Annotated in this window: 24 protein-coding genes and 3 pseudogenes; 11 read left to right on the forward strand and 16 right to left on the reverse strand. The window is 62.2% G+C overall.

Annotated features, from left to right (window positions below):
* Positions 1-232 precede the first annotated feature (232 nt).
* From ACIP9X_RS14700 to ACIP9X_RS14765, 14 genes are all read right to left on the reverse strand, one after another.
* On the reverse strand, positions 233-427 hold the full coding sequence (locus ACIP9X_RS14700; RefSeq protein ID WP_400480479.1) for a hypothetical protein: 195 nt from the start codon (positions 425-427) through the stop codon (positions 233-235).
* 572 nt (positions 428-999) lie between these two features.
* The gene (locus tag ACIP9X_RS14705; RefSeq protein ID WP_400480480.1) at positions 1,000-2,280 is read right to left on the reverse strand and encodes an HNH endonuclease; all 1,281 of its coding nucleotides are present in this window, start codon (positions 2,278-2,280) and stop codon (positions 1,000-1,002) included.
* Between the two features lie 182 nt (positions 2,281-2,462).
* On the reverse strand, positions 2,463-3,224 hold the full coding sequence (locus ACIP9X_RS14710; protein WP_400480481.1) for a DUF6339 family protein: 762 nt from the start codon (positions 3,222-3,224) through the stop codon (positions 2,463-2,465).
* A complete protein-coding gene (locus tag ACIP9X_RS14715) occupies positions 3,224-4,093 on the reverse strand; it encodes a hypothetical protein (protein ID WP_400480482.1) in 870 nt (289 codons plus the stop codon). The genes ACIP9X_RS14710 and ACIP9X_RS14715 overlap by 1 nt, the downstream gene beginning before the upstream one ends.
* Positions 4,090-5,976, reverse strand: a complete 1,887-nt coding sequence (locus ACIP9X_RS14720) for a hypothetical protein (protein ID WP_400480483.1) — start codon at positions 5,974-5,976, stop codon at positions 4,090-4,092. The genes ACIP9X_RS14715 and ACIP9X_RS14720 overlap by 4 nt, the downstream gene beginning before the upstream one ends.
* Positions 5,973-6,200 carry a hypothetical protein gene (locus ACIP9X_RS14725; RefSeq protein WP_400480484.1) on the reverse strand — a complete coding sequence of 76 codons (228 nt, stop codon included), beginning with the start codon at positions 6,198-6,200 and terminating at the stop codon, positions 5,973-5,975. The genes ACIP9X_RS14720 and ACIP9X_RS14725 overlap by 4 nt, the downstream gene beginning before the upstream one ends.
* A gap of 571 nt (positions 6,201-6,771) precedes the next feature.
* Complete coding sequence (locus ACIP9X_RS14730) at positions 6,772-8,022, reverse strand: type II restriction endonuclease (protein WP_400480485.1); 1,251 nt, start codon at positions 8,020-8,022, stop codon at positions 6,772-6,774.
* Between the two features lie 103 nt (positions 8,023-8,125).
* Positions 8,126-9,373: a DNA (cytosine-5-)-methyltransferase gene (gene dcm, locus ACIP9X_RS14735; RefSeq protein WP_400480486.1), complete on the reverse strand. Its 1,248-nt coding sequence runs from the start codon at positions 9,371-9,373 to the stop codon at positions 8,126-8,128.
* A 232-nt stretch (positions 9,374-9,605) separates the two neighbouring features.
* Complete coding sequence (locus tag ACIP9X_RS14740) at positions 9,606-10,133, reverse strand: hypothetical protein (protein ID WP_400480487.1); 528 nt, start codon at positions 10,131-10,133, stop codon at positions 9,606-9,608.
* A gap of 67 nt (positions 10,134-10,200) precedes the next feature.
* Positions 10,201-11,241: an ATP-dependent DNA ligase gene (locus ACIP9X_RS14745; RefSeq protein WP_400480488.1), complete on the reverse strand. Its 1,041-nt coding sequence runs from the start codon at positions 11,239-11,241 to the stop codon at positions 10,201-10,203.
* On the reverse strand, positions 11,228-11,512 hold the full coding sequence (locus ACIP9X_RS14750) for a hypothetical protein (protein WP_400480489.1): 285 nt from the start codon (positions 11,510-11,512) through the stop codon (positions 11,228-11,230). Before ACIP9X_RS14750 ends, ACIP9X_RS14745 begins: the two co-directional genes overlap by 14 nt.
* A gap of 35 nt (positions 11,513-11,547) precedes the next feature.
* Positions 11,548-11,859: a hypothetical protein gene (locus ACIP9X_RS14755; protein WP_400480490.1), complete on the reverse strand. Its 312-nt coding sequence runs from the start codon at positions 11,857-11,859 to the stop codon at positions 11,548-11,550.
* Entirely contained in the window at positions 11,840-12,172 is a 333-nt protein-coding gene (locus tag ACIP9X_RS14760; RefSeq protein ID WP_400480491.1) for a hypothetical protein, read from the reverse strand. The genes ACIP9X_RS14755 and ACIP9X_RS14760 overlap by 20 nt, the downstream gene beginning before the upstream one ends.
* Positions 12,173-12,342: 170 nt before the next feature.
* Positions 12,343-12,975, reverse strand: a complete 633-nt coding sequence (locus tag ACIP9X_RS14765; protein ID WP_400480492.1) for a helicase associated domain-containing protein — start codon at positions 12,973-12,975, stop codon at positions 12,343-12,345.
* 927 nt (positions 12,976-13,902) lie between these two features.
* On the opposite strand from ACIP9X_RS14765, the gene ACIP9X_RS14770 reads away from it, so the two are divergent.
* The 4 genes from ACIP9X_RS14770 (at position 13,903) to ACIP9X_RS14785 (ending at position 16,693) form a co-directional block, all read left to right on the forward strand.
* Positions 13,903-14,331 (forward strand): hypothetical protein, encoded by a 429-nt coding sequence (locus ACIP9X_RS14770; RefSeq protein ID WP_400480493.1) that lies wholly within the window; start codon positions 13,903-13,905, stop codon positions 14,329-14,331.
* 78 nt (positions 14,332-14,409) lie between these two features.
* Positions 14,410-14,787 (forward strand): hypothetical protein, encoded by a 378-nt coding sequence (locus ACIP9X_RS14775; RefSeq protein WP_400480494.1) that lies wholly within the window; start codon positions 14,410-14,412, stop codon positions 14,785-14,787.
* Positions 14,788-15,376: 589 nt separating this feature from the next.
* Positions 15,377-16,357 (forward strand): DUF4192 family protein, encoded by a 981-nt coding sequence (locus ACIP9X_RS14780; protein WP_400480495.1) that lies wholly within the window; start codon positions 15,377-15,379, stop codon positions 16,355-16,357.
* Between the two features lie 156 nt (positions 16,358-16,513).
* Positions 16,514-16,693, forward strand: a complete 180-nt coding sequence (locus ACIP9X_RS14785; RefSeq protein ID WP_400480496.1) for a hypothetical protein — start codon at positions 16,514-16,516, stop codon at positions 16,691-16,693.
* A gap of 320 nt (positions 16,694-17,013) precedes the next feature.
* On the opposite strand, the gene ACIP9X_RS14790 is transcribed toward ACIP9X_RS14785, so the two are convergent.
* Positions 17,014-18,573: a cutinase family protein gene (locus ACIP9X_RS14790; protein WP_400480497.1), complete on the reverse strand. Its 1,560-nt coding sequence runs from the start codon at positions 18,571-18,573 to the stop codon at positions 17,014-17,016.
* Positions 18,574-18,716: 143 nt separating this feature from the next.
* On the opposite strand from ACIP9X_RS14790, the pseudogene ACIP9X_RS14795 reads away from it, so the two are divergent.
* The 7 genes and pseudogenes from ACIP9X_RS14795 to ACIP9X_RS14825 all read left to right on the forward strand — a co-directional run.
* A pseudogene (locus tag ACIP9X_RS14795) lies at positions 18,717-18,824 on the forward strand (DNA-protecting protein DprA); the annotation flags it as partial.
* Between the two features lie 575 nt (positions 18,825-19,399).
* A pseudogene (locus ACIP9X_RS14800) lies at positions 19,400-19,893 on the forward strand (ParB/RepB/Spo0J family partition protein); the annotation flags it as partial.
* A 71-nt stretch (positions 19,894-19,964) separates the two neighbouring features.
* Entirely contained in the window at positions 19,965-21,089 is a 1,125-nt protein-coding gene (locus ACIP9X_RS14805; RefSeq protein ID WP_400480498.1) for a tyrosine-type recombinase/integrase, read from the forward strand.
* Positions 21,086-21,973: a hypothetical protein gene (locus tag ACIP9X_RS14810; RefSeq protein WP_400480499.1), complete on the forward strand. Its 888-nt coding sequence runs from the start codon at positions 21,086-21,088 to the stop codon at positions 21,971-21,973. The genes ACIP9X_RS14805 and ACIP9X_RS14810 overlap by 4 nt, the downstream gene beginning before the upstream one ends.
* Complete coding sequence (locus ACIP9X_RS14815) at positions 21,970-23,178, forward strand: tyrosine-type recombinase/integrase (RefSeq protein ID WP_400480500.1); 1,209 nt, start codon at positions 21,970-21,972, stop codon at positions 23,176-23,178. The genes ACIP9X_RS14810 and ACIP9X_RS14815 overlap by 4 nt, the downstream gene beginning before the upstream one ends.
* A 112-nt stretch (positions 23,179-23,290) precedes the next feature.
* Positions 23,291-23,737, forward strand: a complete 447-nt coding sequence (locus ACIP9X_RS14820; RefSeq protein ID WP_400480501.1) for a hypothetical protein — start codon at positions 23,291-23,293, stop codon at positions 23,735-23,737.
* Between the two features lie 385 nt (positions 23,738-24,122).
* A pseudogene (locus ACIP9X_RS14825) lies at positions 24,123-24,990 on the forward strand (chromosome partitioning protein ParB); the annotation flags it as partial.
* A 679-nt stretch (positions 24,991-25,669) separates the two neighbouring features.
* Here ACIP9X_RS14825 and ACIP9X_RS14830 read toward each other — a convergent pair.
* Positions 25,670-25,798 carry a hypothetical protein gene (locus ACIP9X_RS14830; RefSeq protein WP_400480502.1) on the reverse strand — a complete coding sequence of 43 codons (129 nt, stop codon included), beginning with the start codon at positions 25,796-25,798 and terminating at the stop codon, positions 25,670-25,672.
* Positions 25,799-26,096: the final 298 nt, after the last annotated feature.

Raw genomic sequence — 26,096 nt, forward strand, 5'->3', positions numbered from 1 at the left:
GAAGGCTCACCACAGAAAAAAACCCCGTCGAACAGGAGGCTCTGAGCAGCTTGATCCTCTGCCGAGATGTCTCACCGAGGGCCATCACACCGGCCCGGCCAGCCACTCCTTGATGCGGGACACCCTCACTCCCTCGTGCTCAACGAGGATTTCGACGGACCACCGGCTTGCGGAACGTTGTACGGGCGGGCGCCCGTAAGCCGGGCGGCGGACTTACAAGCGGGTCGATCCCCTAAGCGGGGATATGCTCCCAGGTGGCGCCATACGCGCGCGGTGACTTCTGCTTGTCTTGGTAGAAGTCCCATCCCTGATCTCTGCTGGTGAAGACCTCTTCATAGATCTTCCCGTCGTCCTCCTCCAAGGACTTCCATGTGACTCGATACTTCAGGCTCGGATCTTCATAGCCGCTGGTCGGTTCGTGTCTCATTTTCCGTGCTCCCTTTGGTATGTGGAGCGACGTTAGCATGGGTCGCCGCTGCCTCAGCAATCCATCCTTCATTAGGACCCGGGCGCACGATTCCTCGGAGATTGGCCGCAGCCCAGGTTGGCGGGGCTTCCGGGGCCTTGCCCCTGGCCTCACTCAACAAAAGTAGTGTCGTTTGATGAGCTTGATGTCATTTTCTGAAGTCGTCTGTACGGAATGTCCGAAGTCCTCTGCACTCATCCCCGGACACGGGCGGCGCCTCGTCGCCAGGCTCTCGCTTCTACGTCAGCGTCGGCGTGGTTCCTGCCGACAAGATGCCGAGCCTACCTCCACCAAAGGCTAAGCGGGCGACTAGGGATACCAGCAAAAGGAAAAAGCGGAAGAGACGGTGACGTTGCGCGTTTTGACTTCTCGATAGGGAAACACCAGGTCCGTACCGCCGCCGCTGCTGCAAAGTTCCTTCGCCGTGCGCCGAACAAGAACCAGTTGATGTCGGTGCGCTGCCTGGTCCGGCACAACCCCTCAAGGCAATGGCGGCCGCTAGAGCAATAGGTGCGGTGAGTTTTTTCAGTGTGTCACCCTGACACACCCGCGTCGGCAGGAGTTCTGTGTTCGTTCCAGTGCTCCTTGAGCCATTCTGTTTGGCCCTGCGTGGCCTTGACCTTAAGGGGCCGGCCAGAAAGCTCCTGGTACAAGGGATAACCCGATAAGGATGGAGCAACATCGATGGTCAAAGTTTTCGGATGGACCGCGATTAAACCTAGGTCAAAAAGTCGGTGCAGGTCTCGGCGCATCAGGAGGCCGCCGTGTCGGTGATGTTCGCCCGCCTTTGCGTAGCTATAGAGGTGTGCCGCCTCTAAGGCCGCGACGGGTGCTCTGCCGGTGAAGGCGCACACCGCTCCCAACTTGGCGAGAAGCTCTCGGCGGAACACACCCTGACCGAGGCGCACCCGTACATTAGCGGTCCGGTGCCCACCCGCTATCATCCGCCGGGAAGCCTCAACGACGGTAAGGATTTCTGGACCCCCGGCTTCGGCGACAGCGGCCTTGAACCGTTCCCACTCCAGCGGCCGCAGGCTCAGTTGTGACTTAGGGCTCTCACACAGAGCACGGAGCCGCGCGCCCGGCAACAAGCCCGAGAGGTCCACCCACGCCCCGCTGTGCGTCGAGGTGTATTCCCTGACCTTCTTGACGGTCGTGATCGGCTCGTCAAAGTCCGACTGGCACCTGAAGCACTTGTAGCGGGGCATTTTGGTCTGGCGGGCTTTGATGTGGGCCTTACGGCAGATCGGGCAGCTGTAGATGGGCTTGGTTCTACTTGCAGTGGCTATCGACTCGATAATCGAGGCGCCAATGCTCGTTTTCTTGTCCCACAGGACCACGGCATCCCCGACTGAAACTCGTCCATGGTTTGGGACCGTGTCGTCCCACTTATAGTGAGCTTCCGGTTCATCGTCGTACCCGTCATTGCTTCCAAACGCCCGGTTCTCGCCTACTGCCAGGAGAAGCCATGCCGTAGCAGGTTCATTCGCAGAACGCACCGGCGGCACAGGTCCAGCATCTCTTTCCAGGAGCTTCGTGTCAGCGGGTTCTGGCACGAACCCTGAAACCTCCGGGGCTTCGTTTGCCGCTCCCGCATATTTCTGCCGACCTCCCGGCAAGGTGGCTGGCAGAAGAGTAGGATCCGCGCGATAGGTGCCGGCCCTAAACCTGTACTCTTCAACGTCACCTTCTTCCACGACCCAAGTATTCCGTCCAATCTGCCGGCCCTTAATTACACCGTCGCGTAACTTCTGTCGGAGTGTCTTTGGGTTTAGACCCAGTTTTGCGGCGGCTTCGGTGGCGGTTAGAGGCATGACCCCAGCTTAAAGCGAACCTGAAGCGGCAGTGGGGAGCCCGATCGCGGATCTCGTACCAACCGGTTTGCCGCATCGTTCTGATATCGAAATCACGCTCGGCCGGACGACGCTTGAAGGAGCAATGGCGAGCAGTGAGCTGGTGGGCCGGAGGCGCGTCTCCCTGAGACGCGCCTCCGGCTTCATTCGGCGTTCTTGAGCGCGGGAGCTGACTCTGCAATCAGGGATCGGAGGTCATCTTCATGAAGGAATCCGATGTCGCGGTACCCATAGACGAGTGTTAGCTCTTTCATAAGGCCGGCGAGGTGTTTGTCCGTCCCATAGACGCCGCCCTGAGAGGCATGTTCAAGGACGGACCGGACCAGTACGGGGAGAGCGCCGGCCTCTCTGTCAAACAGGGAGTTAATTCGGTCCTCGTTCCGGAACACTTCACGGGTGTAGGCGAAGGGGTCACCGGACACTTTCGAAAGGGCGTGTTTGCATTTGGGATCGTAGGTGAGCGATGTGACCCACCAGAGGCGGGATATTCCGTTTCTGACTAGTTTGCCGCGGCTAGCGTTGAGCATCAGCCATCGGTCTTGGACACGGGACTTCCAGTTGCGCACCTCTGTAAGGGGCCAGCGTTTTTCCATGTAGTCCCGGTATACGACGAACGTCAGGTAGGTCCATAGCCGTCGGTCGGACGCATTGGCCCGGTCGAGGGCTCCGAGAAACTCGTAAACCTGCGGGGCGTTGTCCGCGTCCCTTCCGGTGTCGCCGGCGGATCCCGGGTCCAGCGGATCGGGGTTTCCGGTGTCGAAGGGAAGTGTCAGCAGATTTTCTGGGTTTTTGATGATGGCATCTGCTGATGCCAGGAAGTCGTCGGGAGATTCTGCGGTGTCTAGTGCTGCCTTGAGCTTGACCAGCGCCTCAAAGGTCAGCGCGCGTGCTGGGTTTTCCTGCATCAGTCGTCCTCCGAATCAGGGGCGTTGAGTGATTTCAGCAATGAGGCCTCCAAGGGTTGTGCGAGGATTTTTTGGGCAACGTCGAAAGCTGAATCGTCGAAGGAAGCTATCTCTTCCACGAGTCGTTTGATACTGACGTACCAATGCTTTCCGCTCAGGTCCTCTCCCTCGTCACCGGCTTGGATGTTGGCCTTGATGAAGGTGATGGTCTCCATTAGGGCCGGCAGGACGACGAGGCTGATCTGGAGTTCAGGAAGCAGCAGGCCGAATCCGGTCAGGAGTTTCTCGGGGAAGGTTACGAGCACGTGCTCATCGTCGTGGAACCTGACGGTTAGGCCCTTTTTGCGCGTGGACTCGGAGACAAAGAGGAAGCAGGATCCGACAGGAGGATTCAGGGGGTCATAAAGCTTGCTCGGTTCAAACTCGAAGTAGCCGCCATCGGCGAGGATGTCACCGGCAAACAGGCTGAAGCGCGCATTCCCGTAGTCACTGTGCTGGTTTTCCAGCCAGTACTGGTCTATGGGGTTTATGGCAACGATTCTGACGTCGATCCTGACCGTTCCGCGGACATCCTCCTGATCAAGCCACCCGACGTAGCCGGTGCTGTCGGCGTATATCTGCACCGGTTCAGCCTTGAGTTCGCCGCTGGCAATAGTTGAGCTGCAGGTCCAGCGGAAACTGTACTTGGCCTGTCCGCTATCGAGAAGTGACTGGATACCGGGGTCGGTCATCCGAACTTGGAATTTGATCTCAACGTCATTAACGCCTGATGTATAGGTCGGATTGAATACTTCGATAGTGGAGGCCACGTCGTCCGAGGCGTCGAGAACGGGATGTGGGTAGGACCCACGGGTCTTGATGGTACTCATTTGATCCCCAGACGATAGCGGTGAGCGGAGGAGAGCGTGAGCCGGATTTGGGATGTCACGCCGGCTTGGAGCTGAAGGTTCGAGAGGACGTTCTCTTGGTGGCTGAGGGGTGCCGCAGTTCCGTTGGTGACCATGACGCCTTTAGTTATGGGCAACTTGTAGTCGTCCTCCATGCTGCCCCCGGGGCCAAGTGCGACGAGCTCAAGATCGCCGGTGATGTCCTCATGGGCAGTGAGGGCCAGGTAGAGGTGACCCGTTGAGGCGTCGGACCAGCTGCGGAAGCGGACGTCCCCGGTGGTGATACGGGATGTGCCTTCACCTTGCTGTCCGGTCCCGGGCATTTTCCCGCCCTTCTTCTGGCGTTTGTTGGATCCTCCGGCGTCCTTTCCCTTATCAGTGGGTGAGTCTCCTGCGCCGTCGGCCGCTGTCCGTACGCCTACCTTGACGGTTTTTCGTCCGCCAATGGGTGCTTTGCGCGGCGCTTCCTCGGCCCCGTGGACGGTGCTTGATTCCTTTTCGGTTCCGGCCCCCGAAGTGGGGGTCCCCGTGTTTTCCGTGGCCGGTGTTGTGTCCTGAGAGAGCTGCGCCGGCAGGAAGCGTGCGAGCCCCTTGATTTCTACTTTGTCGCCGATTTGCTGCTTTACGCGGCTTCGTAGGCCCTCGCGGACGAATTTTTTGAGCTCGTCGAGATGGAACCTGCCTCCGGGTGCCCGTTCGGGGTCCCAGCGGTGGTGCTGGGGAGGTTCCAAGGCCCGCAACAGCGTGTTGCCTTTGTCATCGGAGCATTCCAACACTGCTGCGTACTTCACAGGGATGGAGTTGTGGCGGAAGGTGTCGATTTTCATGAGGGGTGCGCGCACGGTGATGGTGTGCAGGGTCTTGTCCAAGGATTCGTCCACGTTGATGTGCAAGGACATTTTTCCGAATCGCGGACTAATTGCGGTGATTGGGTCGGGGTCATTGATTGCCCGGTAGAAGGCCGCCGCTTCGGGGTCCTCGGCCACATGGCCGGCAAGGGTGGTTGAGTCCAGCTGCCATACTCCGGACTTTGTGATCCCTTTGACGACGAGGATGCCGCGGTGAATAGCCAGGAGGAAGTTCCTCATGAAGGCGACCTTGATGTGCTGGAGGTCGGGATCAACGCTGGCTTTGCGGTAACCGAGGACGTAGGTATCTGTTCCTGGTTCGGTGCGCGCATCGAAAGGCGCCAAGGGCAGGGGGTTGCGTTGGTAGCGGAAGTCCTCTGTGTAGTCGAGATCCGTGAAGAATCCATCGCCTACACGCCAGGTTCCGTCAGCGTCTCGGTGTGTGGCCAGGCTGCTGTAGCCGGCGAAGATAACGTCGGAGCTGTTGAGCGGCAAGGAAGTGTAGAAAACGGTACTCATATTGGAGGCCATCGGGCCAACCGCGGAGCCAATGCCGAAGGACCCGCCGCGGGCCCCGTCATCCGCAGAGATGCCGGCGCCTCTCGTGAGCGCGCTAAGTGGGCTGTTGGGATTGTTGACCGATTCCGAACCGGCGAGGCCCTTTGTCCCATAGTCACTGATTCTCAAGACCGGGACAGTCTCCTGATTGGCAGTAGTGTGGGCCAACTGCATGCTCTTATGGCCTTGGGAGCCTCGCGTGTGCTTTTCAACCTGTTCCAGATGGCTTCGAAGTCCTGCGATGCCAGGAATGGTGTCGGTGGCCATGTCAGCCAGCTCGAAGACCATGGTGACGGGGTCTTTGCCAGCTCGGGCATCAATGGAGTTCTGCCCCGTCTCACGGACCAAGGATGACTCCGCCAGGGAGCCCTCAAAGAACTGCTCCGCCGGGGAGATCGCACCTTGGGCAGCCCCTCTGAGGGCCTTTTCGAAGTAAAACCCGAATTGCGGTGTGTTCATTTGAATGTCACCTTTCTGCTGGAAGCGGCGGCCGGGTCAAAAAGTGCACGCACTTCTTTGAGCTCGGCCTCGATCGGGCGAAAAAGTGCGTCCACTTCTTCGGGCGTGTAGTCGTAGTTCTTTCGGTTCGCTAGATTTCCCAAGAGGGATATCTCGCGAATTAGCCGGTCACCCCGCGTTTCCGCAAGGCGCCGAAACCGTTCATTCCGCGATTCGTCAGGCATGATCCTTGGCTACCTCTCGGATAAATAGTCGCTATATGACTACTATATATCCGAAATATAGGCAGGGCAAGTCATGGGGGTGAGTTTGCTTAGGAGGGCCGGAGACTCGCTGACCTAGCGACTGACTAGTTCTCCGGCGGGCTGAAAGTGTGGGAATGTGCCAGCTGTTGGAGGAACGACGACAGGACCGGGAAGAAGCCTTGGGGTAGTTTGGAGGTTCCGAGAGGAGGCTCAGGCGGCCAAGGCTGGGAGAGTCTAAGAGTTTTGGCCCAGCTTGGATTTGAGCCGTCATGGGCAGGAGATGGGGAGACGCTATGAAGGAGCTTTCCGAAGGGCAGATGACGTGAACAGCAGTACCCCGGAGCCACTGGGGACGTTCCGTGCAGTTCAAACCAGAGACGCGGTAGCCTTCGCTAGGGATGGCTGGCCCTATTTCGCCATGGAACCACGCGGCACGGATGCCTTGGGGGAGCCGCTGTTTGAGATCCAGTTTGCCGACGGTGTATGGATCCTCGCAGTCTTGGCCGACTTGTCCCCATAATCAGTGCTTGAGCGTGTCTCCTTTTGCCGGTCAGAGAAGGACGGCCTGGGCCGGGCCGTGCTGGTCGCGCTCTCTCGTCATGGTGACGAAGTCGTTTACGCTCATGATCCATTGCCGTTGCTCCTGCTTGTACGGTTCATGCAAGGATCGTGGAATGACCAGCTGGATCTGGTGGTCTTTCATTTCGTCAGTCTGGGCAGGGCTGATAGGGCTCTCAAGCGTCAGGAGATGTTTTTCTTCGATGCGTTTTGCTTCACTGAGGACCTGACGCCATCGATCTTTGCATGTGGTCTTAACTCCAAGCATGGTCAGATTGAGGGGCGGGAAGCCGGGGTCGAGGTATTCGCTAATGCCCGGGAAGATGAAGTCCGGGCGTGTTCTGTTCTCCGTTACGGGGTTGAACGTGTGGCGTACTTCCAAAGAATCGAAGAGGGCGATGAGCTGGTTCTCCAGTCCCTTCCCGGCGCGGCTTTTACGCCGGTTGTGCAAGGAGAGCGAGACTTCGATAAATCGGTCCACGTCCACGTGCCCGTCCTTGTAAAGGGCGTCCAGAGTGTCCGTGGCCAGATGTCGTTCCAAGGTTCGGAAGAGTATTTCTTCCTGCTCCATCCATGCCATCAGCACCTTGTCAGGGTCGTCAGCCGGATGGAGGTCAGGGAGGGTGGAGCGGGCAAAAGCACCAAATTCGGCTGACGTTGGGAACCGGGGTCCAAACTTTGCCAGGATCCTGTCAAGCCAGTCGTCGTTGACGGGTTCGATGGCGATGCCGAGCATATCCAGCAGGTACATGGCGGTCAGGCTCAGACTGTCGTGCCCGGTTTCAAGTTCCGATCGGACGGAAAAGCCTCGGTGCTCCAGTACGTCTGTGCCGAAGAGCCAGTCGAGCTGGGCAGCGATGCTGGACCCGGACGGGGCCACAATGAACAGGGCGTCCCCGTTCCTCTGTTTGGCGATGAAGACCACGTCGCCAGGCTTCGCCCTTTTCATCGCTTCTACCGACGCCGGGTAGTACAGGCGGTATTCGGACCGCTTGGGGATGTTGACCCGGGCATCATAAAAAGTCAGCGTGCCGTCTTCGGCTACAGGCTCATCGGTGTCATCGGAAACCAACAGAAACCGTGTTGAGATGAACAGTTTCTCCGTGGGGCGCCCGAAGAGGGCTTGGAGGGCTTTGACTCCGTCGAGTTCGTGCTGGTTTGAACTTCGGCCCACAGTCTCCACGGTGCTGAGGATCTTGGCAGCTACTCCGTCGAAATGATCAGCCAGGTCACCGAAATCCATACACTTCCCCCAACGCTAAAAGACCAGACATGCACGCCGGACTGACCGTATCGTGGCGCCGTCTCACACGGGTACCACGACACGGCCGCGAACGTGAGGCAGGTCAGGCAGAAAGAGACTCTACGGCGACAGGCTGGTTCATGATTTTGAGTACGTGCGGGGTCATGATCCGGGCAATCTCGCTCATGACCGGTGTGACAACACTGTTTCCGAACTGCTTGTAGGCCTGGGTGTCACTTACGGGAATCCTGAAAGTGTCGTCATATCCCATCAGCCGCGCGCACTCGCGCGGAGTCAGCCGGCGTGGCCGAAGACCGTCCTGTGCGACGAGGATCTCCGAGCCGTCCTTGTAGTACCGCGCGGAGAGGGTCCTTGATGTTCCCATGGGGTGAACCAGACCGAAGCCAAAGCCATTGCCGGCGGCCTTGTGCTTGGCAGCGTACGCCTGCAGATAGGCCCACAAATTAGGCGTCAGGGTGAACTTGGCCTGCACCTCGTCATTCTCGTGGTCAAAGAACCGGTCGCCGTCCCATTCAAGGAACGGTTCAGTTCCGTCAGTCTTGTGCAGGATGGTGTGAAGCTTCGGGCCAACGGGCGGGATTTCCAGATCGTCCCAGCTGAAATCAGTGGGTTCGCGGAAACCCACGATGATGATGCGCTCCCGGTGCTGAGGCGTGAAGTTGATCGCGTCGATGACCTTGGCGTGAACCTCGTACCCGAGCTCCTCCTGGAGGGTCTGCATGATCACAGCAAAAGTGCGTCCCTTGTCATGGGAACGGAGATTCTTGACGTTCTCGAGCATGAACGCTGCCGGGCGCTTTTCGTTGATGATCCGGGCCACATCGAAAAACAGGGTGCCCTGGGTAGCGTCTTCAAATCCGTGAAGGCGGCCGAGGGAGTTCTTTTTGCTTACGCCAGCGATGGAAAACGGCTGGCACGGGAAACCGCCCAGCAGAATGTCGTGGTCCGGTACTTCCTCGGCAGGGAATGGCTGGATGTCACCGACGAACGTGTGGGAGTCTTCCTGATCGTCGGGGAAGTTGGTTAGATACGTCTTTTCGGCGTACTTGTTCCACTCGCTGGTGAAGACGCAGCAGCCGCCATGGGCCTCGAAGCCCTTCCGGATGCCCCCGATGCCGGCGAAGAGATCAATGAACTTGAAATCGTCCGCTCCCGAGACAGTCCGCAGCCCAAGCAGTTCTTTCAGTGCGGGCGCGAGCATTGTGGGGCAGGCGGTCTCGCCACTCTCCCAACGCGCTACAGTTCGATCCGAAACGTTGAGTTGCTCAGCGAGCTGCCGCTGGGTGTAGCGGGCGCGCGCCTGCCCGAGAAGCGTATTTACGTTGTCCATGATGTCCTATCTGGGTAGTTCACCCGACATTCTGTCGCACAAATGACCCAGAGCAGGGATCGCCGCGCCCTAGTTCACTAGTTTCCGGTCCATATTTGAGCTGCTTGGTTTCCTTGGATAAGGATGCAGGGCGGCACTGACAAACTTTCCCCATGTCGTTTCATTGCTAACGAACGGCTTTGTCAGGCCACAGGCGCCGATGCCATCCGCGTGGGCCGCCAGGACGCCGGGTTCACTGTTTGTCTGCCCACCGCTCGTGTGCGGACTGGCGGCTGATGCCTACTGCCCGGCCGATGTCCGCCCACGACGCTCCGGCTGCTTTGGCGGCTGCGACAGTCTTGTCGAGCCGGTGTCCGGCCTGGTTGTATTCGCGGGCGGCTGCCTCCACGCCGAGGAGCGCTTCGGAGGGGCCGATGTGGGCCTTCCACTCGTCATGGATGGCGTCTTCGACTTTTAGAGAGGCGTGAGCGGAATCCTCCGGGGAGACATAGTCCCGGCGGTGGTTGAAGTCGGCGTCCGCGCGTGAGATGACCCGTTCCCACATCTCGCCTTGCCAGCCGCACACGCACTGTCCCCGCCAGCCCACGATCTCGGCGTCCGGGACGACTTCATAGTCGGGCATCATCTTGTCACGCTTGTAGCGGCCGGATATGCCGCGGAAGAGCATTCCTTCGCCGGATGAGGATGCGGACAGCCGCCCGTCCGGCGCGACGCACGCTGCCCAGCCCTCGTGCTCGTTGTCTGTTGATACCCAGCCCATGACCTGCAACCTCTCCTGTCAGGTATTCCTGACAGTCAGTGTGTCAGGCGGTCATGACAATAACCAGTCAGGCGGGCGGCAGGAGTCTTTCCGGCAGGACGACGTCGGCCGGGGATAGTTCGGGCCTGGCCCTGAGCACGCGCAGTGCGTGGCGGAAGGAGCGGCCTGACCAGGCCGTATCGGCGGATACTTCCACGACGACCGGTTCCACGAGCGTCAGCGTGACGGGTTCCTTGTCCCGGTTGAACCTGTCCAAGGTCGTGCCTTTCACCGTGGCGGGCCACGGGTGATGGCCGCGGGGCGGCTGGAGCCAGCGCGCCAGTTCCCGGGCGTCCGCCGTCTTCAAGGGGCTGGAGCGGCCGACGATCCGCAGCTCCCCGTCCAGCACCAGGCCGGCCACAAGCTCAGAGGGTCGGTTGATCGGGCCGATCACCGCCCCACAGATGATTTCCACGGTTTCTCTGTGCTTCAGCTTCAACCACGACCGGACTCGCGGTGTGTACGGCTGATCGGCGCCTTTGATGATCAGGCCCTCGATCCCGGTATGGGGCAGCTCTTCAAACCACTCAGCTGCCACCTTGGGGTCGGTCGTGGTGGGGGAGAGGGACAGCGGGGGCTCCCATGCGCTGGCGAGTTCTTCCAGGAGCGCCCGCCGCTGGCTCAGCGGCAGGTCCCGGGCATCATGTCCGGCCACGGCAAGGACATCGAACGCAACGTAGTTGGCCGGCGCCTGCCGGACCAGTGCGGGGAGGGTTTTCGGGCCGGCGCCCAGGCGCTGCTGCAGGGCGGAGAAGTCCAGCTGGCCGCCGGTCCAGATCACGGCCTCGCCGTCGATCACGCAGCCCGGAGGGACGGCAGCTTTGATGGCTGCTGTGAGTTCGGGGAAGTATCTCGTGAGGTTCTTGTTCTGCCGCGACCACAAGGTGGCTCCGTTGTTGTCGCGGATGGCAATACATCTGTACCCGTCCCACTTAGGTTCAAACGTCAAGGTGCCGGGCAACGCGCCGGGCCGGGGCATCTTCGTGACGGCCCGCGCCAAGGCGACTTTCACCGGCGGCGCAAGCCCCGCCGGCAGCCCGACGCCGGCCCGCGGGTCAGGCGCCGTCATCGAAGCCTTCCAATGCCCTCGATTTCCACTGCATCGAGCAGCTTTGCCGTGCCGGTCCCGGTGACCCTGGCCAGTTCATCAAGGGCGATAAACCTTGCCCGGGCAAGGCGATGGCCAGCTCCGTCAGGTACCCGGTCCCGTTGCGCTCCACAAGGTCGTCCAGGACTTCATGCATGCGGCCGGTCAGTTCACTGGGGCCATCGGCTTCCTCCGCGGCGATGCGCGTCAGCGCCAGCGCGGCCAGCCGCGGATCGTCGTAGAGCAGTCCCATGGCCCCACGCTACGCAGACCCGGGCTCACTTGTCCTCAGTTGTCAGCGATGGACTCCAGCAGCCACTGCTCCGACAGCGGGTCCCGGCGCAGCTCGAAGGTCCGCAACGCCGACGTCGAGGTCAGGCGGACCTGAACCCGCCAGTGTTCGACGGCCACGACGTTCCCGACCCCGACCGGCGCGGTCCGCCGGGTCGCCCACCAGGAATCCCGGTCGAACCAGTGCACCGGCTCCGCTGCCACGGCCCACACCCGCCCGTCGTAGCGGACGGCCAGGGGAGTCCCGGCGGCGGTGAACCGGACATCGACGGGGACGTCGAGGGTTGTTTCATTCAGTGTTGCTGTCACGGTTGGTCCGCTCTCCCAAGTTTCTGTTCATCATTTCTTCGCGGCGGGTCACCGCCGAACTCCACACCCAGGTCCGGTACGTCACCGGCCCATCCATCCATGTCACTTCGGCTGCCTTGGCTGTCCAGGCGAACACCTCGCCGTCCACCAGTTCGGCGCAGTTCGGGAACCGGATCCACGCCTTCACCGGGATCCCGGGAAAGCCGTTCTTGACCGGGAAGTGCTCGAAATCGAGCTCCTCCACCGTCAGCCCAATCGGGCCGGCCCGGCGGGCGTACCGCGCCTGCAAAGCGCTGGCTTGCTCCGGTCCCATAACACAACCTTAGAACATATATTCGAATAGACACGCCAGTAAAAAGCGGCCTTCTGAGCCGCCGCTGTTCATTGTGGGGGAGGGGTACGACAAAGAACGGGTTGCACGCCAATGGGGACAGCCTGAGCTGTGCGGAGGGCTCCACCTGCCCCCAGTGGGCACAACCCGTTCTAGCGTGTGGGTTTCTTGCCGCGGGTCCTGCCGGTCCGCCACCCCGGGACGGCAGCATCCAGGGCCTGCGCCCTGGCGGGGTCGAGTTCGCCACGGCGCAGTTTGAACCGCTGGATGTGCAGCCAGATACCGAGCTCATGCTCCTGGCCGGTGATGGTGGCTTTGTGGCGCGGCCAGTCCTGCCCTGAGGCCAGGTAACCGGCCAGCTCCGTGAGGCGGTCCTGCCAGCGTGCCTCATCGGCCACGGCCCGGGGTGTGCCCTGCCAGCCGGGCAGCACCGCCAAGGCCTGAAGGTAGGCCGGTGCGAGGGTCCCAGCGGTTGCTTCGCGGCGGCGCCGCTGCAGCCACCCTGCCAGAATCCGCTCCGCTCCGTCGTCTGAGCATCGGGAGGGGTACCGGCCGGTCTCCTGCACGAAGGCCGCGAGCTGGCCCAGCCGTTCCCGCCCCTGCCCGGTGACCTCGGGTTTCCGCGCCGCACTTTCGTGTTCGTTCTGCAGGCCGGGTTCCCGTTCCCGGGCGAGGCGGAGGTGGTACCCGACAGTTGCCGGCGCAGCGCCGGTGAGCTCGGCGATCTGCCCCCGGCTCAGACCCTTCCGGTACATGAGCACCCACTCCACATTCGGGGCCGTCATCTTTCGCCTGGTCGCCACGGAACCATCCTGCCACCGGTACGGAGACAACCCCTGCTAAGAAATGACGCCTTCGCGCACAGGCGACCTGCTGGCGGCTGGATCACCAGGCCCGGAGAGCATTGGGGGAGACTCTCCGGACCTGGCCATTTATCCGCCGCCTTTGTCCTCGACAGCGCCCCTGGGGGGTGGGCAAGACCACTCTGTCTTGCAGGGCTTGCAAATAAGTTGCGGGACCTTGGGGCAGCCGCCCGCAAGAGCCATGTTCACGGGCCTGGGTTGTTCTCCGTAAGCTTCGCAGCCCCATACCCTGTCCCGTCGAAGAGGTGTCCCGCCAGCAGTCGGAACTCCCCCGAATTCCACTGCAACTGGCGAGACGGTTCAACGGTACCAACGCGTACCGGATCTCTTGAGAAGAAGCAGAGGATCCACTCTCTTGGAGTGCGGACCCTCTGCTGTGTAAACATCCTGCTGCTTACGCTTTCGAGCATGCCACATCGACCGGCGCTGTGGCCACGGAGCCTGGCTTCCGCTGCGCTCCAACCAGTTGATGGGCGTCCGCTGGCGCGGCCGGTTGTTGGGCGCTGCCGGTCCGTCGCAGAGCTCCTGCCCGTCATCACCTGTCTTGTCTACGACGTTTTCTGGTTGCTGTCCTGCGGATTCTAGGCGTCCGCTCCAGCCCGTCTAGCCCCGGTTCCGCAAGCTCCACCGGGGCCTGCGGTGCGGGAATTTCCCTGCGGCGCTCCTGCGTCGCTGATTTCCTTCGGGAATTTCCCGCCCCTTGCCCTGGCGGGTAGACGGGCCTCCGTCGGCCGCCGAGCAAGCAAGCTTGCCAGCAACCAAAAAACAACGGGGGGAGAAGGGGACGCTGGCCGGTCACCAGTGCCGCCCCACCCACCGGCACTTCTCGGACAAGAAGGAACACCACCAATGAACGCAGTCATCACCAAGGCCGTCACCACCGCCGACACCGGCGAGACCATCGACGGCGTGACCGTGCTGGGGGATTACCACCTGAACGGCGGCTACGACTGGATGGACCTCATTTCAGAGCACGGCTGGGCCGTGATCCCCAGCTGGGGATCGGAGGGATGGGACCTGGGCCAGTGGCCCTACGTCATGGTCGCGGCCACCCGCACCGCGGACAGCATCGGCAACCTGTTCGGCGTCGCCACGTACTGCGAGGGCGACGTGACCTGCACCTTCTACCGGACCAAGGCCCGGCAGTGGGACGCGATCACCGAACACGCCTTCTTCTACTGGAAGCACGGACAGGCCCACGGCCCGGACGACCTGCCCGAAGCCGCCGCCGAACTGCCCAGCCGGTACCGCATGCCCTACGCCATCAACGCCGCCTAACCAACACCCAACCCGCTGTACTGCCCGGCCACCCAGGCCGGGCAGTACAGCCCCACCAACCTTCCAGGAGCACCCACCATGAGCAACGACAACGAGCACAACGACACAGCGAACAAAGACAGTGAGCCGCTGAGAGGCATCACCGCCCTGATTTACCGGGACGCCCTGGGCATCGACTTCTCCAACCGGGGACTCTCCGCCCAGGTCACCGAGGTGACCGTCGTCGGCCCCGGCATCGACCGGATCTTCACACCGACCGAGGAACGCCCGGCGGTGCGCATCGTCAAGCGTGAGAACACCAGCGGGGCCGTCTACCACGCCGAACCCCTGCCCACCGAGGATGAACCCGCGCCCTGGTACATGTTCGGCGGCGCGTTCATCTTCAGCAGCGACGCCCGGTTCCGCGAATCCATCGACTTCTACGGAGCCGTGCCGCTGCACGACCGCCGCGAATAAACCCTTGGCGGTGGCGGTCCTTTCCTGGGGCCGGTCACCGCCGGCGGTCCGCCGCACGTGGCTGGCCGGTGCTGCTGGTCGCCGGCGGCGGACCGCCACCCGCCCAACACGTCCGCGGGGGGCCAAGGGGAGCGCGGCCCGCCGGCCGCAGTACAAACCTTGGGGAATTCGGTGGAGGTGCTGATAACTGGTTCGCAGGGCTCACCAGGGAACGGGCGTCCGCTGGCGCGGCCGGTTGTTGGGCGCTGCCGGTCCGTCGCAGAGCTCCTGCCCGTCATCACCTGTCTTGTCTACGACGTTTTCTGGTTGCTGTCCTGCGGATTCTAGGCGTCCGCTCCAGCCCGTCTAGCCCCGGTTCCGCAAGCTCCACCGGGGCCTGCGGTGCGGGAATTTCCCTGCGGCGCTCCTGCGTCGCTGATTTCCTGCGGGAATTTCCCGCCCCTTGCCCTGGCGGGTAGACAGGCCTCCGTCGGCCGCCGAGCAAGCAAGCTTGCCAGCAACCAAAAAACAACGGGGGGAGCAGGGGAGCTGGCCGGTCACCAGTGCCGCCCCACCCACCGGCACTTCTCGGACAAGAAGGAACACCACCATGACTGAAAAACTGACCATTACCGGTTCCGCTGACCTGCTCGCCACCGTCCCGCACTTGCTGGGCAACCAGCCGAAGGAATCCTTCGTCGTGCTCACCGCACGCGCGAACACCCTCGGAGCCACCCTGCGCGTGGACGCACCGGCCGAAGCCGACCCGTTGGACTACGCGCAGACGCTGACCACCTACGCCGCCAATGACGAGAAGGCGACCGAGAGCTACCTGATCGTCTACACCGACGAGGTCATGGTTTACGGCTACCCCTATGCCGCTCACGTCGCCATGCTGGTGACCGAGCTGGCCACAGCCCGGATGCCCGTGCGTCAGGTCCTGTTGGTCACCAGCACTTACTGGGGAACGTACGGCACCGCCGAGAGGAACCCGCTGGACGCTATCAAGGACAGTCAAGCCAACGCGACGTTGACCTACTTTGGTTCAGCTACGGACATTGACGTGTACAACCCGGCTTTGCTGGGCGGGCGGGCGCTTCCGGTGGAAGCGCCGGAGGGGACCTTCGAGGACCTCGACATGGCGTGCGCGACATGGGCGGCCGTGTTGGACGCCGACGGAATGCCTGACACCGAGGCCGCCCGCGCGCTGGCGGCAGCATTCCAGCACAGGCACATCCGTGACTTTCTGTTCCGGGACACCATCACCACCCACAACGGCAGCTTCGGAGACGTGCTGACCGGCAAACTCACCGGGCGCCCCGACTGGGCACGCGTTGACCGTGCCGAGGCTATCGCCTTCGAGCTGATGAAAGTTGTCCCGGCAGGACAGCGGGCGCCCATGCTGACACTGATGGGCTGGCTTCAATGGCTCAAAGGTCACGGAAGCCAGGCCGACCGCTACCTGAAACTCGCGGCTGAGGACGTATCCGATTTCCGGCTCGCGGTGCTGCTGCGGGAACTGATCAACCGCGGCCACATTGCCGACGTCGCCCGGGACGAAGCCACGTCCTACAAGCGCCGCCTGATCTAGGCCTGAAAGGCCGGGACGGATCACCACTAGGTATTCGGCCCGGCCTTTCCGGTGGCGGGGCGGCCTCCCCCGCTGGCGCTCCTCCGGCCGCCGATGACGCTGACGCGGGCGCAGCCACCTACCCAGCGAACATGCAGAATCCCGGACTACAGTGGCATGACCATGACAACCGGAGGGCGCGCAACTGTGGGAACCGAATACATCCTGACCGAGGACGACCAGCCGGCTGCCGACGCCAGTCTTGCCGAAGACATCATCGAGCTGCAGCTGCTCACAGCCCGGGAAAAAACCGGGCCCGTGGACACCGCCCACGCCCAGGAACACCACAACTTCTAGCACCAGGCAGCAACACGCTGCACCACAGGTTTCCTTTGTCCGAGGAATGCGAAGAGCCGGTCCCAGTAGGGACCGGCTCTTTTGTCATCCTTGACCGCATGTAGCGACAGGAGTGTAGGCGGCCGAATAGGTGCCCACCGGCATCGGACGGCTTGGGGGAAACGACCGACGCCGGACGACAACAGGTCTAGCAAAACCAGGGCCGCTTTAAGGAGACCTTTACTGACTCATTACGGCGTCCGCTGGCGCGGCCGGCTGTTGGGTGCTGCCGGTCCGTCGCAGAGCCTCTGCCCGTCCTCACCCGAGAGCCCCACGCAAACCTAGCGTGTCAGCGTAACGGGAACTTGAAGCTCCGTCCACGCTCCTGCGCCGGTGGTGTCATTGGCGAAAACGAGTATCGTCCGCGTGCGAACCGTGTCAGGTTCCCACCAAATCCAGTCAATGTCTGCCCTGTAAGACCAGGTTTCACCAACGTCAAGATCATTATCGCCGTTCGTATCTCCTGATAAGTAATAAAAATAATCTGTGGCCGGGTCCTCACGGCTCGAGAGGTTCTTAAGCGGCGTGGTGTCCGAAGTGGCCGTTTTGACCACGTCGAAGGTAACCCTTGAGTAGGGCTCTGTGCGATAAGAATCTGTTAGATATGCCGTTTTAACATTCTCCACTGACAGGGATGGGGCAGGTACGGGAAATGCCTGCAGGGAGCCCGACACGTCCTTGCTTGTACCGTCGGTGAAATTGACGCGAACCGAGTAATCGACAATTTGAGGGGCCGTTGGAGACCAGGTCAACGTCGGTGCGATTGAGGGCATACCCGGAGACAGTCGCGCGTTGGGAACCGGATCGGAGAGCCAATGAACGGAAGCAATGTTGTCCCCATCCGGGACCAGTGCGATGCTGCGCTGCTGGCCAACCCGGACCGGCACCGTTGGAAGCACCGTTCCGCTTTTCGGGTTTTGGGCCTTGGACGTCTTAGCAATGTTCGTAGCAGCGGATCGAACAAACACGGAGCTATCGCCGCTGGGCCGATAGAAACTTTCGTGAATTGTCTTTGCCCTGGAAACGATGCCCGCGTTTATTGCACTCGCGATCGGGTGGGGAACCGGGATCAAGTCCAGGTTGCTGGCGTCACAAACGAGATCTTGAGCGTGGCATACCGAATGAAACCTCGTCGCCGACCACTGCAATTCCTCGAGATTAGGGATCGGCTGCTCCAGTGGCTTGTACTTGGCGCGGGCGCCAACGGTAGGACCAAGCCACCATATGCCCGAACCTCCATCTGCGGCGGTATCCATGGCTACGCCCCCTTGATTGGCAACCCTGTCACCGTCAGCAATCGCAAGTACACCATCCAGACGGGGTAAGAGCTGCCTGCCCAGCGCCGCATATTTGGTTTTGTGGTCGGTAAGTTGCCAGAGAACCCTGTGCATCACCATCGCACCCTGCGAATACCCCATCAACACATAGTGTTCCCCCTCATCCTGGCAGCGCGGGACCCGCTGTTCCAGGAACTTCAACGTTTCATATACGCCCTGGTCAATCGACCCAAAGAAGGTTTGACGATATTTGATGGTTGTAAGGGCAACAAGATCGGCTGGAGCAGATGGGTATGGGACCGTGAAGTATCCGATCTTGTAGCCGTCCATATGTCCGGCGTATGCCGTCAATCCAAGCCATGCTTCGGGACCAAAGCCGTTATTGTCAGCTAAAGTCTGCCCAGAACCTTGCGCCCCTAGGACCACGACATCTTGGCATTCCGTCGTCGATCCCACCGGTATCGGATCGGTCACAGCCGCCTGCGCGGGGTCAAGGGCTGTCGCCGTGACACCCACAGCTATCGCGAAGGCGCCAAGTGTTTTCCGAAGATTCCGTGGGATCATGCCCAGTCCCCCTAATTGTCCGGGCCGTCCTTGTCAGCACGCCTCTGGGTGGACATTATCCAAATGGTCTTTCGGAAGGAATGCCTGCCCGCTAAATACTGAAAAATTACTTGCGCTTCCCATGCTGACGTGGCAGCAGTTCCGGCAATGTACACAATGCAAACACGGCAGGATGCCACCGACTCCTGAAAGAGGGCGGCGCGGTGCTGGTGACCGACGCGGCCGAACTGACCGAACTGCTCGCCAGTTAGCCTTGGCGGGGTGGCCGGTCCCTTCTTGGGGCCGGTCACCGTCGGCGGTCCGCCGCCTCGCTGTTGGTCGCCGGCGGCGCCACCCGCCCACCACGTCCGCGGGGGGCCAACGGGAGCGCGGCCTGCCGGCCGCGGCACGAACCTTGGGGGATTCGGCGGGGGTGCTGATGCGTGGTTCGCAGGGGCTCACCAGGGAACGGGCGTCCGCTGGCGCGGCCGGCTGTTGGGTGCTGTCGGTCCGTCGCAGAGCTCCTGCCCGTCATCACCTGTCTTGTCTACGACGTTTTCTGGTTGCTGTCCTGCGGATTCTAGGCGTCCGCTCCAGCCCGTCTAGCCCCGGTTCCGCAAGCTCCACCGGGGCCTGCGGCGCGGGAATTTCCCTGCGGCGCTCCTGCGTCGCTGATTTCCTGCGGGAATTTCCCGCCCCTTGCCCTGGCGGGTAGACAGGCCTCCGTCGGCCGCCGAGCAAGCAAGCTTGCCAGCAACCAAAAAACAACGGGGGGAGCAGGGGAGCTGGCCGGTCACCAGTGCCGCCCCACCCACCGGCACTTCTCGGACAAGAAGGAACACCACCAATGAACGCAACACCCACGCTTGAAATGCTCGACCCGGCAACCCTGACCGTTGACATCAACGTCCGCAAGGACGCCGCCCTGACCGCTGACTTCATCGCCAGCATCAAGGAACACGGCGTGATGGAACCGGTGATCGCCCACCGCAAGGACGACGGCACCGTGCATGTCCTGATGGGCCAGCGCCGCACCCGCGCTGCCGTCGAAGCCGTACGAGACGCCATCCCGGTCATGATCATCGAATCCCCGAGGAAGCCGAGCGCATCGTGACGCAGGTGGTGGAGAACATCCAGCGCGCGGAGCTCACCGAAGCGGACGAAGCCGAGGCCTACCACCAGCTCTCCCTCATCGGCGTTTCAGCGGCCGCGATCGCGAAGAAAACCGGACCCACCAAGACCACCGTGGACAGCGCGCTGAAGGCCAAAGCGTCCGATGCCGGAGCCGCCGCCCTGGGCAGGGGACGGAGCATTACGGAAGCGCTGATCATGGCCGAGTTCTTTCTTATGTGGACGCTGCGCGCCTCACTTCGGCGGAGGGCAGGGGGTGTTGCACTGGAGAGGTGACGCACATGCGTGTGGTAACGACGAAGTCGTCTGGCGTGGTTTCCTCGATTGAGCTTTGTGATCGGACCGGGGCAGCGGTGGCACCGGTGTGCCGCTTCCTGCAGCACATCCTCGACTCCGGTGGGAGTCCAAACACCGCTTCCGCTTACGGGTTCGACTTGAAGAATCTGTTTGAGTTCCTGGACGAGACGGCCACGGACTGGCAGGACTTCCGGCCCGCCGTTGCTGTCAGCTTCCTAAGCTGGTTGCGGAAGCGACCGAGCCGACGGCCGGCGCAGCGGCTCGGGCTGGCTGTGGCCGGGCAGGATGGGCGGAGGTTGGCGCCGACCAGCGCTGCGCGCGTGCTGGCGGCCGTGTCGAGCTTCTGTGAGTGGGCGATTGTCGTCGAACTGTTCGAAGCGGAGAATCCGATGCGCCGCCAGCCCGACCTGGCATTGGCCAGGGTGACGGAGCGCCACCGCCCGTTCACAGGAGGTGCCAGCAGACAGCAGCCAGTCCGGAGGCAGATCAGGGTTAAGCTGCCGCTGCGTCTGCCGCGTCCGCTGGCCGAATCTGAGGTCGAGGCGCTCTTGGAGAGCATGACCTGTTTGAGGGATCTGGCGATGGTGCTGCTGATGCTCGATGGCGGACTGCGGCCCGGCGAGGTTCTGAGCCTGCATCTTAAGGACATCTCATACGGCCGCCGACGAGTTACCGTCAGTAAGAGGGATGACCATCCTCGCGGGGCGAGGGGGAAATCTCGCCAGGAGCGCGTCGTCGATGTGCTCGAGCCCCGCACCCTCGACGCCGTGAACAGATACGTCCTTCGTGAGCGTCCTTCGCAGTCTCCGAGCCCCTTTATTTTCCTGGTGGGCGGGCACGGGGCAAGGGCCTGTGAGCCGCTGTCCTACTCAGCGCTGGTGCGGATGTTCGCCCGCCGGTTGGACAGCCTCGGCTTCCGGGGACCGGAGAAAACGCCGCATGCGCTGCGTCATACCCATGCAAGCCTGATGTGGGAGGCCGGAATGCGCGAGCTCGCGCTCCAGCGCCGTCTGGGGCACGCATCGCCGGAGTCCACTCGGATATACACCAGGGTTTCCGACGCCCAAGTCCGTGATGAGTACCGCAACGCGCTGGGAGCCCTCCAGTGAATCCCGGGGCAGCCTCAGCTGCAGACATAGCCGCTCCTTGGGAGCGAAGGCACGCCACTGAGGCTGAGTACAGCACCTGGGTCAACACCTTCGTGCCGAATCAGGCGGCGCGGTATGAGCGGATGGCCTCCTACCGCCGGTTTGTTCGGGCATGGCCTGACTTGGAGGACTGGTTCGGCGCGCCCCTTCTCGCCCGCGCCGGTTTCACCGGGGCGCCGCTACGTGCCACGGGCCGCACCGGCACCTTCACAGCCAGTGGCTATCTGGTCTATCTGGCCCTTGTGCACGGGATTGCGCTGGATCATGACTATCTCTTCGTCCGCAAGTACGCCCGGCTTTTCAGTGCGCAGGCAGGTGGCAAGGGGCTGGGCGTGGACCTGGACCTTCTGGAGACACACGCTGCACGGCTTACGGAGCTGGGCTATGGCGCAGTGTCCTCCCGGTCCAACCTCACATGGTCCATAGGGCGGCTGGTCCTATCGCGTGGCGATCCTGACATCACTCATATAGGGGCCGATGACTTATTTGACCTCGCCGAGCGAATACGTGCCTTTGGCAGCCGGCAGGACTTCGGCCAGCTACGGGCTGCTCTCTACGAGAAATCTCCATGGCAAATGACAGGAGACGACGCCGGGGAGCGCTTCATCAGAAGCCATCTGGCCAAAGTCCATACCCTCCACGTCTTGCTGTTCAACGCTGGTCAGATCACTGAAGCACCCGTCACCGAGACCAGGCACCGCGAAAGCTGGGAGCAGGAGCTGCTCCCGGAACCTTGTCCGCCGCGGATCCGCGCGGTCGTGGAGAGGTACCTCCGGCTCCGTCTCGAGGCCAAGATCGACCGCCCGCAGACGGTCCGGAACGCCAGGGATTGCGCCGTCTGGTGAACTGGCTGGGACGTGAACACCCGCACATCACCTCCCTGGGCGACCTGGACCGGACCCTGGTCGAAGACTACCTGCGCTGGCTGCCCACTTACGTGAGTCAAACTACCGGCCAACCCTTGCAAGCCACGACCCGCAAACACGAAATCAATGCCATCGGCACATTCTGCCGCGACACCGGTATCTGGGGCTGGGAGGACGTTCCCGGCCGGCCACTGCTGACGAGCCGCGACGCTCCCCGCAATCCCGAAACCATTCCACGCTATGTGCCCCAACACGAACTGGACGCCCTAATGGAAGCGATCAACGGACTGACTGACCCGTTGCAGCGGACAGCCCTACTGTTGCTGTGCTGGTCCGGGGCTCGCAGAGATGAGATCCGGCGGCTGACCTGCAGCAGTCTGGACACATATGCCAGCGGCCACCCGCGATTGCGTGTCCCCGTGGGTAAAGGCCATACAGAGCGCCTGATACCGCTGCACCCTGACGCAGCCGCTGCCCTGCAGGAAGCGATCGAGAAGGCCAAGACAAGGAAGGCGGGCATCCGTCACGACCCCACCACCGGACGGCTCGAGGAACACGTCTTCGTGCGCAAAGGCAGGCTCCTGTCCTCAGCCACTCTCTTTGACGATGCCTTCGACAAGGCCAGCACGGCCGCCGGACTCGTCGACAATGACGGCACCAGGACCGTCAGCGCCCACAGGCTCCGCCACACGCTGGGCACCCAGCTCGTGGAAGGGGGTGCTCGGATCCAAACGATCATGACGATCCTTGGGCACAAAAGCGCGTCCATGTCGATGATCTACAGCAGGATTTCCGATCCCGAAGTCCGCAAGCAGTATGAAGACGCTCTTGCGTCCGGACACCGCATCGCGGGCCCTGCCGCTGAAGCGCTTATGAACGGCCGTCTCGATGATCAGTCGATCCATTGGCTGCAAACCAATTTCCTGAAGACTGAACTAGAACTAGGCCACTGCCTCCGGCTGCCGGCAGAAGGACCGTGCGAATGCGAACTGATGCTTTCGTGCCCGAAGTTTCTCACGACGAGCGAATATGCACCTAGGCTGCAGGCACGGCTCCAGCGCGAGGAAGAACTCGTTATCGATGCAGAGGTTCGTGGCTGGCCCCGAGAAGTCGAACGTCATCGCGCAACTCAGCGCCGTATCACTCAACTACTCCGCGACCTCAATGAGTCTGGCCCAAACTGAGGCAACGGGCTCGGCTCGATGTCCCCACGCTGCTTCTAGGCAGGACCGGCTCAATATAAGAGGCTGATCCGATAGCCTTCCTTCATCCCCTCGGAGGAAAGGTACAGCCGGAGTGTGGTGGAGGAATCGGCGGCGGGTCAAGCAGGAATGGGCCGAGCGCATAGCGTTGCTGGACGCGTTGCAGCAGGCACCGGAGCCGCCGGAAGGGTACGGGCCCAGCTGGGATGCGATCGTCGCGGGCCGCAGGGAGTTCGCCGGCAAAGTGCTGAGTGGGCCATGGGTCAACTACGACATACTCGTCCTGGTGTGGGGAAAGCCTGAGCATATACCTGTTCGACCGGAGGACTTTGTCTACTCTGCTGATTACTTCATGACGGATGAGCGAACGGCAGGACCTGGCGAAGATGAAACGGACACCCTGCCCGTCACCCTTGAAGAAACCATTGAGTGGATCACCGATCACCCCATCCAGTGGTACCCGCCTCTGAAAGCTTTGGCGCGGGTAGGACTAGTGTTCGGTCGGGACGGTACTGAAGCCAGTCTCAAGCGACCTTATTAAGGAAAACGACTGGCCCCTGCATCTCCTTTTGGCGTTCTGGTGAACGTCGCCGTCAGGCTCAGAGGTCGTCACTTTTTCACATTGGCCGCCGCCTGGCTAGTTCCTGGTCTGCGGCGACCCTCATCAGCCTGAAGAGGCGTCTCGCCTTGGGTGCTCGCCTTGGGCCGGGGGCGTCTGCAGCGGCCTCGTGGTCACTTGCCCACTTCCGCATGATTTCAACGCGGGCATCATTCGCAGATTTTAGATCGCGTTCAAAATCCGGCAAGGATTTCCACCACATGGTTGCCATAGGCAGAGCTTATTGGATCACCTGGCCCGTTATGGTGCCGAGAATCCGACCAAACAGCACCGGAAGCGTTGACGAATGGAGCTTGTCCACATAATCGAGGACGACGAGGACGCGACCGAGGAACTCGAACCCGTCATCCGGGACGAACCCGACATGCTCCTGCACGTCACCCAGCAGCTCCGGGACCGCCGGGACCGCGCAGCCGCCCTCGCCGCCCTCAAGGCCGAGTTGGAAGCGGGAGGAACCACCGTCGTCGATGCCGCCGGGTGCGACGTGGACAGTGACAACGTCCGGGTCTCCTCGCTGAACCGGCCCGACGGGGAACCGGCCACCGAGGAGGACGCCAACGCCGTCGCCATCACCACCAGCTACAACGGCACCCACTCCACCGTCCCCGTGGTGGCCGCGTGGAAGGACCTTGGCTATACCCTCCGGTACAGCGGCTACGGCACCACATCAGGGGCGAAGGGCCCCATGAGCGAGGAGCAGAAAGCCGAGCGGAAAACCCTGATCGAGAACAACAAGCTGATGCAGTCCGCCACCACCGTCCGCCGCGACTTCGTCAAAACCCTGCTGGCCCGGAAGCAGGCACCCAAGGGCTGGCAGTACTTCACCGTCCACGCCATCACCCACCACCCCGAAACCGCCAGCGGCTATGACGGCAAAGGTCGCCGCCGACATGGTCGGCGTGAAAGCCGAAGAGAGCGACCGGTGGGGGTGGAACCCGCTCAGGGACCACGTCGCCAAGACCACGGCCCGGCCCGAAGTCGCCCTGATCGCGCTCATCTGCGCCGGGTACGAAAAGACCATCGCCAAAGACTCATGGTGCTCACTCAGCCAGACCCACCGCGACTACCTGACCCAACTCGTCGCCTGGGGCTACACCGCCAGCGACGTGGAACAGATCATCCTCGACAGCGCCCAGGCCAACACCACCGGCGAGGACACCGGCGCCGCCGAGTAAGGCAGGACGAGTGCCGGGCGGTGCGTCCACCATGCCCCGCCCGGCCACTCACCACAGGCCGGGTACGTCACCGTCGGCAGTCGCGGGCGGTCCGCCGCCCAGTACGAACCACCGCAGGCACTCACCAGCGGCGGACCGCCGTTCACCGCAACTGCCAGGACCCACACCAGGTGCCGCGCCGCCACGCCGACCTCGCGGATGCGCCGGCTCTGGCACCAGAGAGATTCAAACCTGGCTGCCGAAGCACATGGACGGCATCAGCGGCAGACGGCCTGCAGCGATCAATGATTGAGCTAGACTCGACCCAGATTTCTTTTTGCAGAGGAACCCGAAAGGAGCCGGCACATGCCGGCTCCTTTCCGGGTTAACCGGCGGGCACCTCCGGGCCACGGCCACTGACGGATCCACAATCGCCGCGGCCCGGATATCGCATCCCGTGGCAGGAGCTGAACCCTGACCATGGCTGTTCGCGGACGTGCCGCCCCCTTCCCGTTTCGCCCGGAAGGCCCACCCCACATCGGAGGCGGCAGGAGTACCTTTGAAGACACCGCCGAAGGATGTTTCCACTACGCGCCGGCGGTCAGAGGGTCCGGCTTCACGCTTGTCGGGAAGCCGGACCCTGACTCGGGAACCAACGCCCCGCCGAGCACCAGAGGATGCAGGTCAGACATAAGGGGTGCTACCGGCCGATGACCTCCATGATGTCCAGGACGGTCCGGAAGAGGGCCAGGACAAGCCCTGCCGAGGCGATCCAGATGCCTGCGACCTGGAGCCGAAATGAACGCTCGTTGCTCTGCTGCTTCGTCACGGATGCCTTCCTCTTGCAGCTGGAGGACCATCGTAGGTGCGGGGACCGTCAGCCAATGCTGCGCCGCGGACAGCCAGGTGGGTCTGTGCACAGGGTGCCTGCCTGCCGCGCCCGAAGGAACGGGCGGCTGTGGAAAAATCCCGTCAGTTCATCCACAGAAAGCATCCGGCGTGTCGTGACCCTCGGGTGTGTCCACTGGTCCCGGTTGGTGCACGGCATGTGAATACCACTGCTGTACATACCCGGTAGCCTCTGAAGCTCCGTGTCGCGTTGCTGCGTACCGCGTGTGTGGGGGGTG

This window comes from Arthrobacter sp. NPDC093125 (assembly GCF_044754225.1).
In the GTDB taxonomy this organism is placed as follows: Bacteria; Actinomycetota; Actinomycetes; order Actinomycetales; family Micrococcaceae; genus Arthrobacter.

Coding starts and splice junctions, on each gene's coding strand:
- ACIP9X_RS14700 (WP_400480479.1), bottom strand. CDS start 427: ATGAGACACGAACCGACCAGCGGCTATGAAGATCCGAGCCTGAAGTAT.
- ACIP9X_RS14705 (WP_400480480.1), bottom strand. CDS start 2,280: ATGCCTCTAACCGCCACCGAAGCCGCCGCAAAACTGGGTCTAAACCCA.
- ACIP9X_RS14710 (WP_400480481.1), bottom strand. CDS start 3,224: ATGCAGGAAAACCCAGCACGCGCGCTGACCTTTGAGGCGCTGGTCAAG.
- ACIP9X_RS14715 (WP_400480482.1), bottom strand. CDS start 4,093: ATGAGTACCATCAAGACCCGTGGGTCCTACCCACATCCCGTTCTCGAC.
- ACIP9X_RS14720 (WP_400480483.1), bottom strand. CDS start 5,976: ATGAACACACCGCAATTCGGGTTTTACTTCGAAAAGGCCCTCAGAGGG.
- ACIP9X_RS14725 (WP_400480484.1), bottom strand. CDS start 6,200: ATGCCTGACGAATCGCGGAATGAACGGTTTCGGCGCCTTGCGGAAACG.
- ACIP9X_RS14730 (WP_400480485.1), bottom strand. CDS start 8,022: ATGGATTTCGGTGACCTGGCTGATCATTTCGACGGAGTAGCTGCCAAG.
- dcm (WP_400480486.1), bottom strand. CDS start 9,373: ATGGACAACGTAAATACGCTTCTCGGGCAGGCGCGCGCCCGCTACACC.
- ACIP9X_RS14740 (WP_400480487.1), bottom strand. CDS start 10,133: ATGGGCTGGGTATCAACAGACAACGAGCACGAGGGCTGGGCAGCGTGC.
- ACIP9X_RS14745 (WP_400480488.1), bottom strand. CDS start 11,241: ATGACGGCGCCTGACCCGCGGGCCGGCGTCGGGCTGCCGGCGGGGCTT.
- ACIP9X_RS14750 (WP_400480489.1), bottom strand. CDS start 11,512: ATGGGACTGCTCTACGACGATCCGCGGCTGGCCGCGCTGGCGCTGACG.
- ACIP9X_RS14760 (WP_400480491.1), bottom strand. CDS start 12,172: ATGGGACCGGAGCAAGCCAGCGCTTTGCAGGCGCGGTACGCCCGCCGG.
- ACIP9X_RS14765 (WP_400480492.1), bottom strand. CDS start 12,975: ATGACGGCCCCGAATGTGGAGTGGGTGCTCATGTACCGGAAGGGTCTG.
- ACIP9X_RS14770 (WP_400480493.1), top strand. CDS start 13,903: ATGAACGCAGTCATCACCAAGGCCGTCACCACCGCCGACACCGGCGAG.
- ACIP9X_RS14775 (WP_400480494.1), top strand. CDS start 14,410: ATGAGCAACGACAACGAGCACAACGACACAGCGAACAAAGACAGTGAG.
- ACIP9X_RS14780 (WP_400480495.1), top strand. CDS start 15,377: ATGACTGAAAAACTGACCATTACCGGTTCCGCTGACCTGCTCGCCACC.
- ACIP9X_RS14785 (WP_400480496.1), top strand. CDS start 16,514: ATGACCATGACAACCGGAGGGCGCGCAACTGTGGGAACCGAATACATC.
- ACIP9X_RS14790 (WP_400480497.1), bottom strand. CDS start 18,573: ATGATCCCACGGAATCTTCGGAAAACACTTGGCGCCTTCGCGATAGCT.
- ACIP9X_RS14805 (WP_400480498.1), top strand. CDS start 19,965: ATGCGTGTGGTAACGACGAAGTCGTCTGGCGTGGTTTCCTCGATTGAG.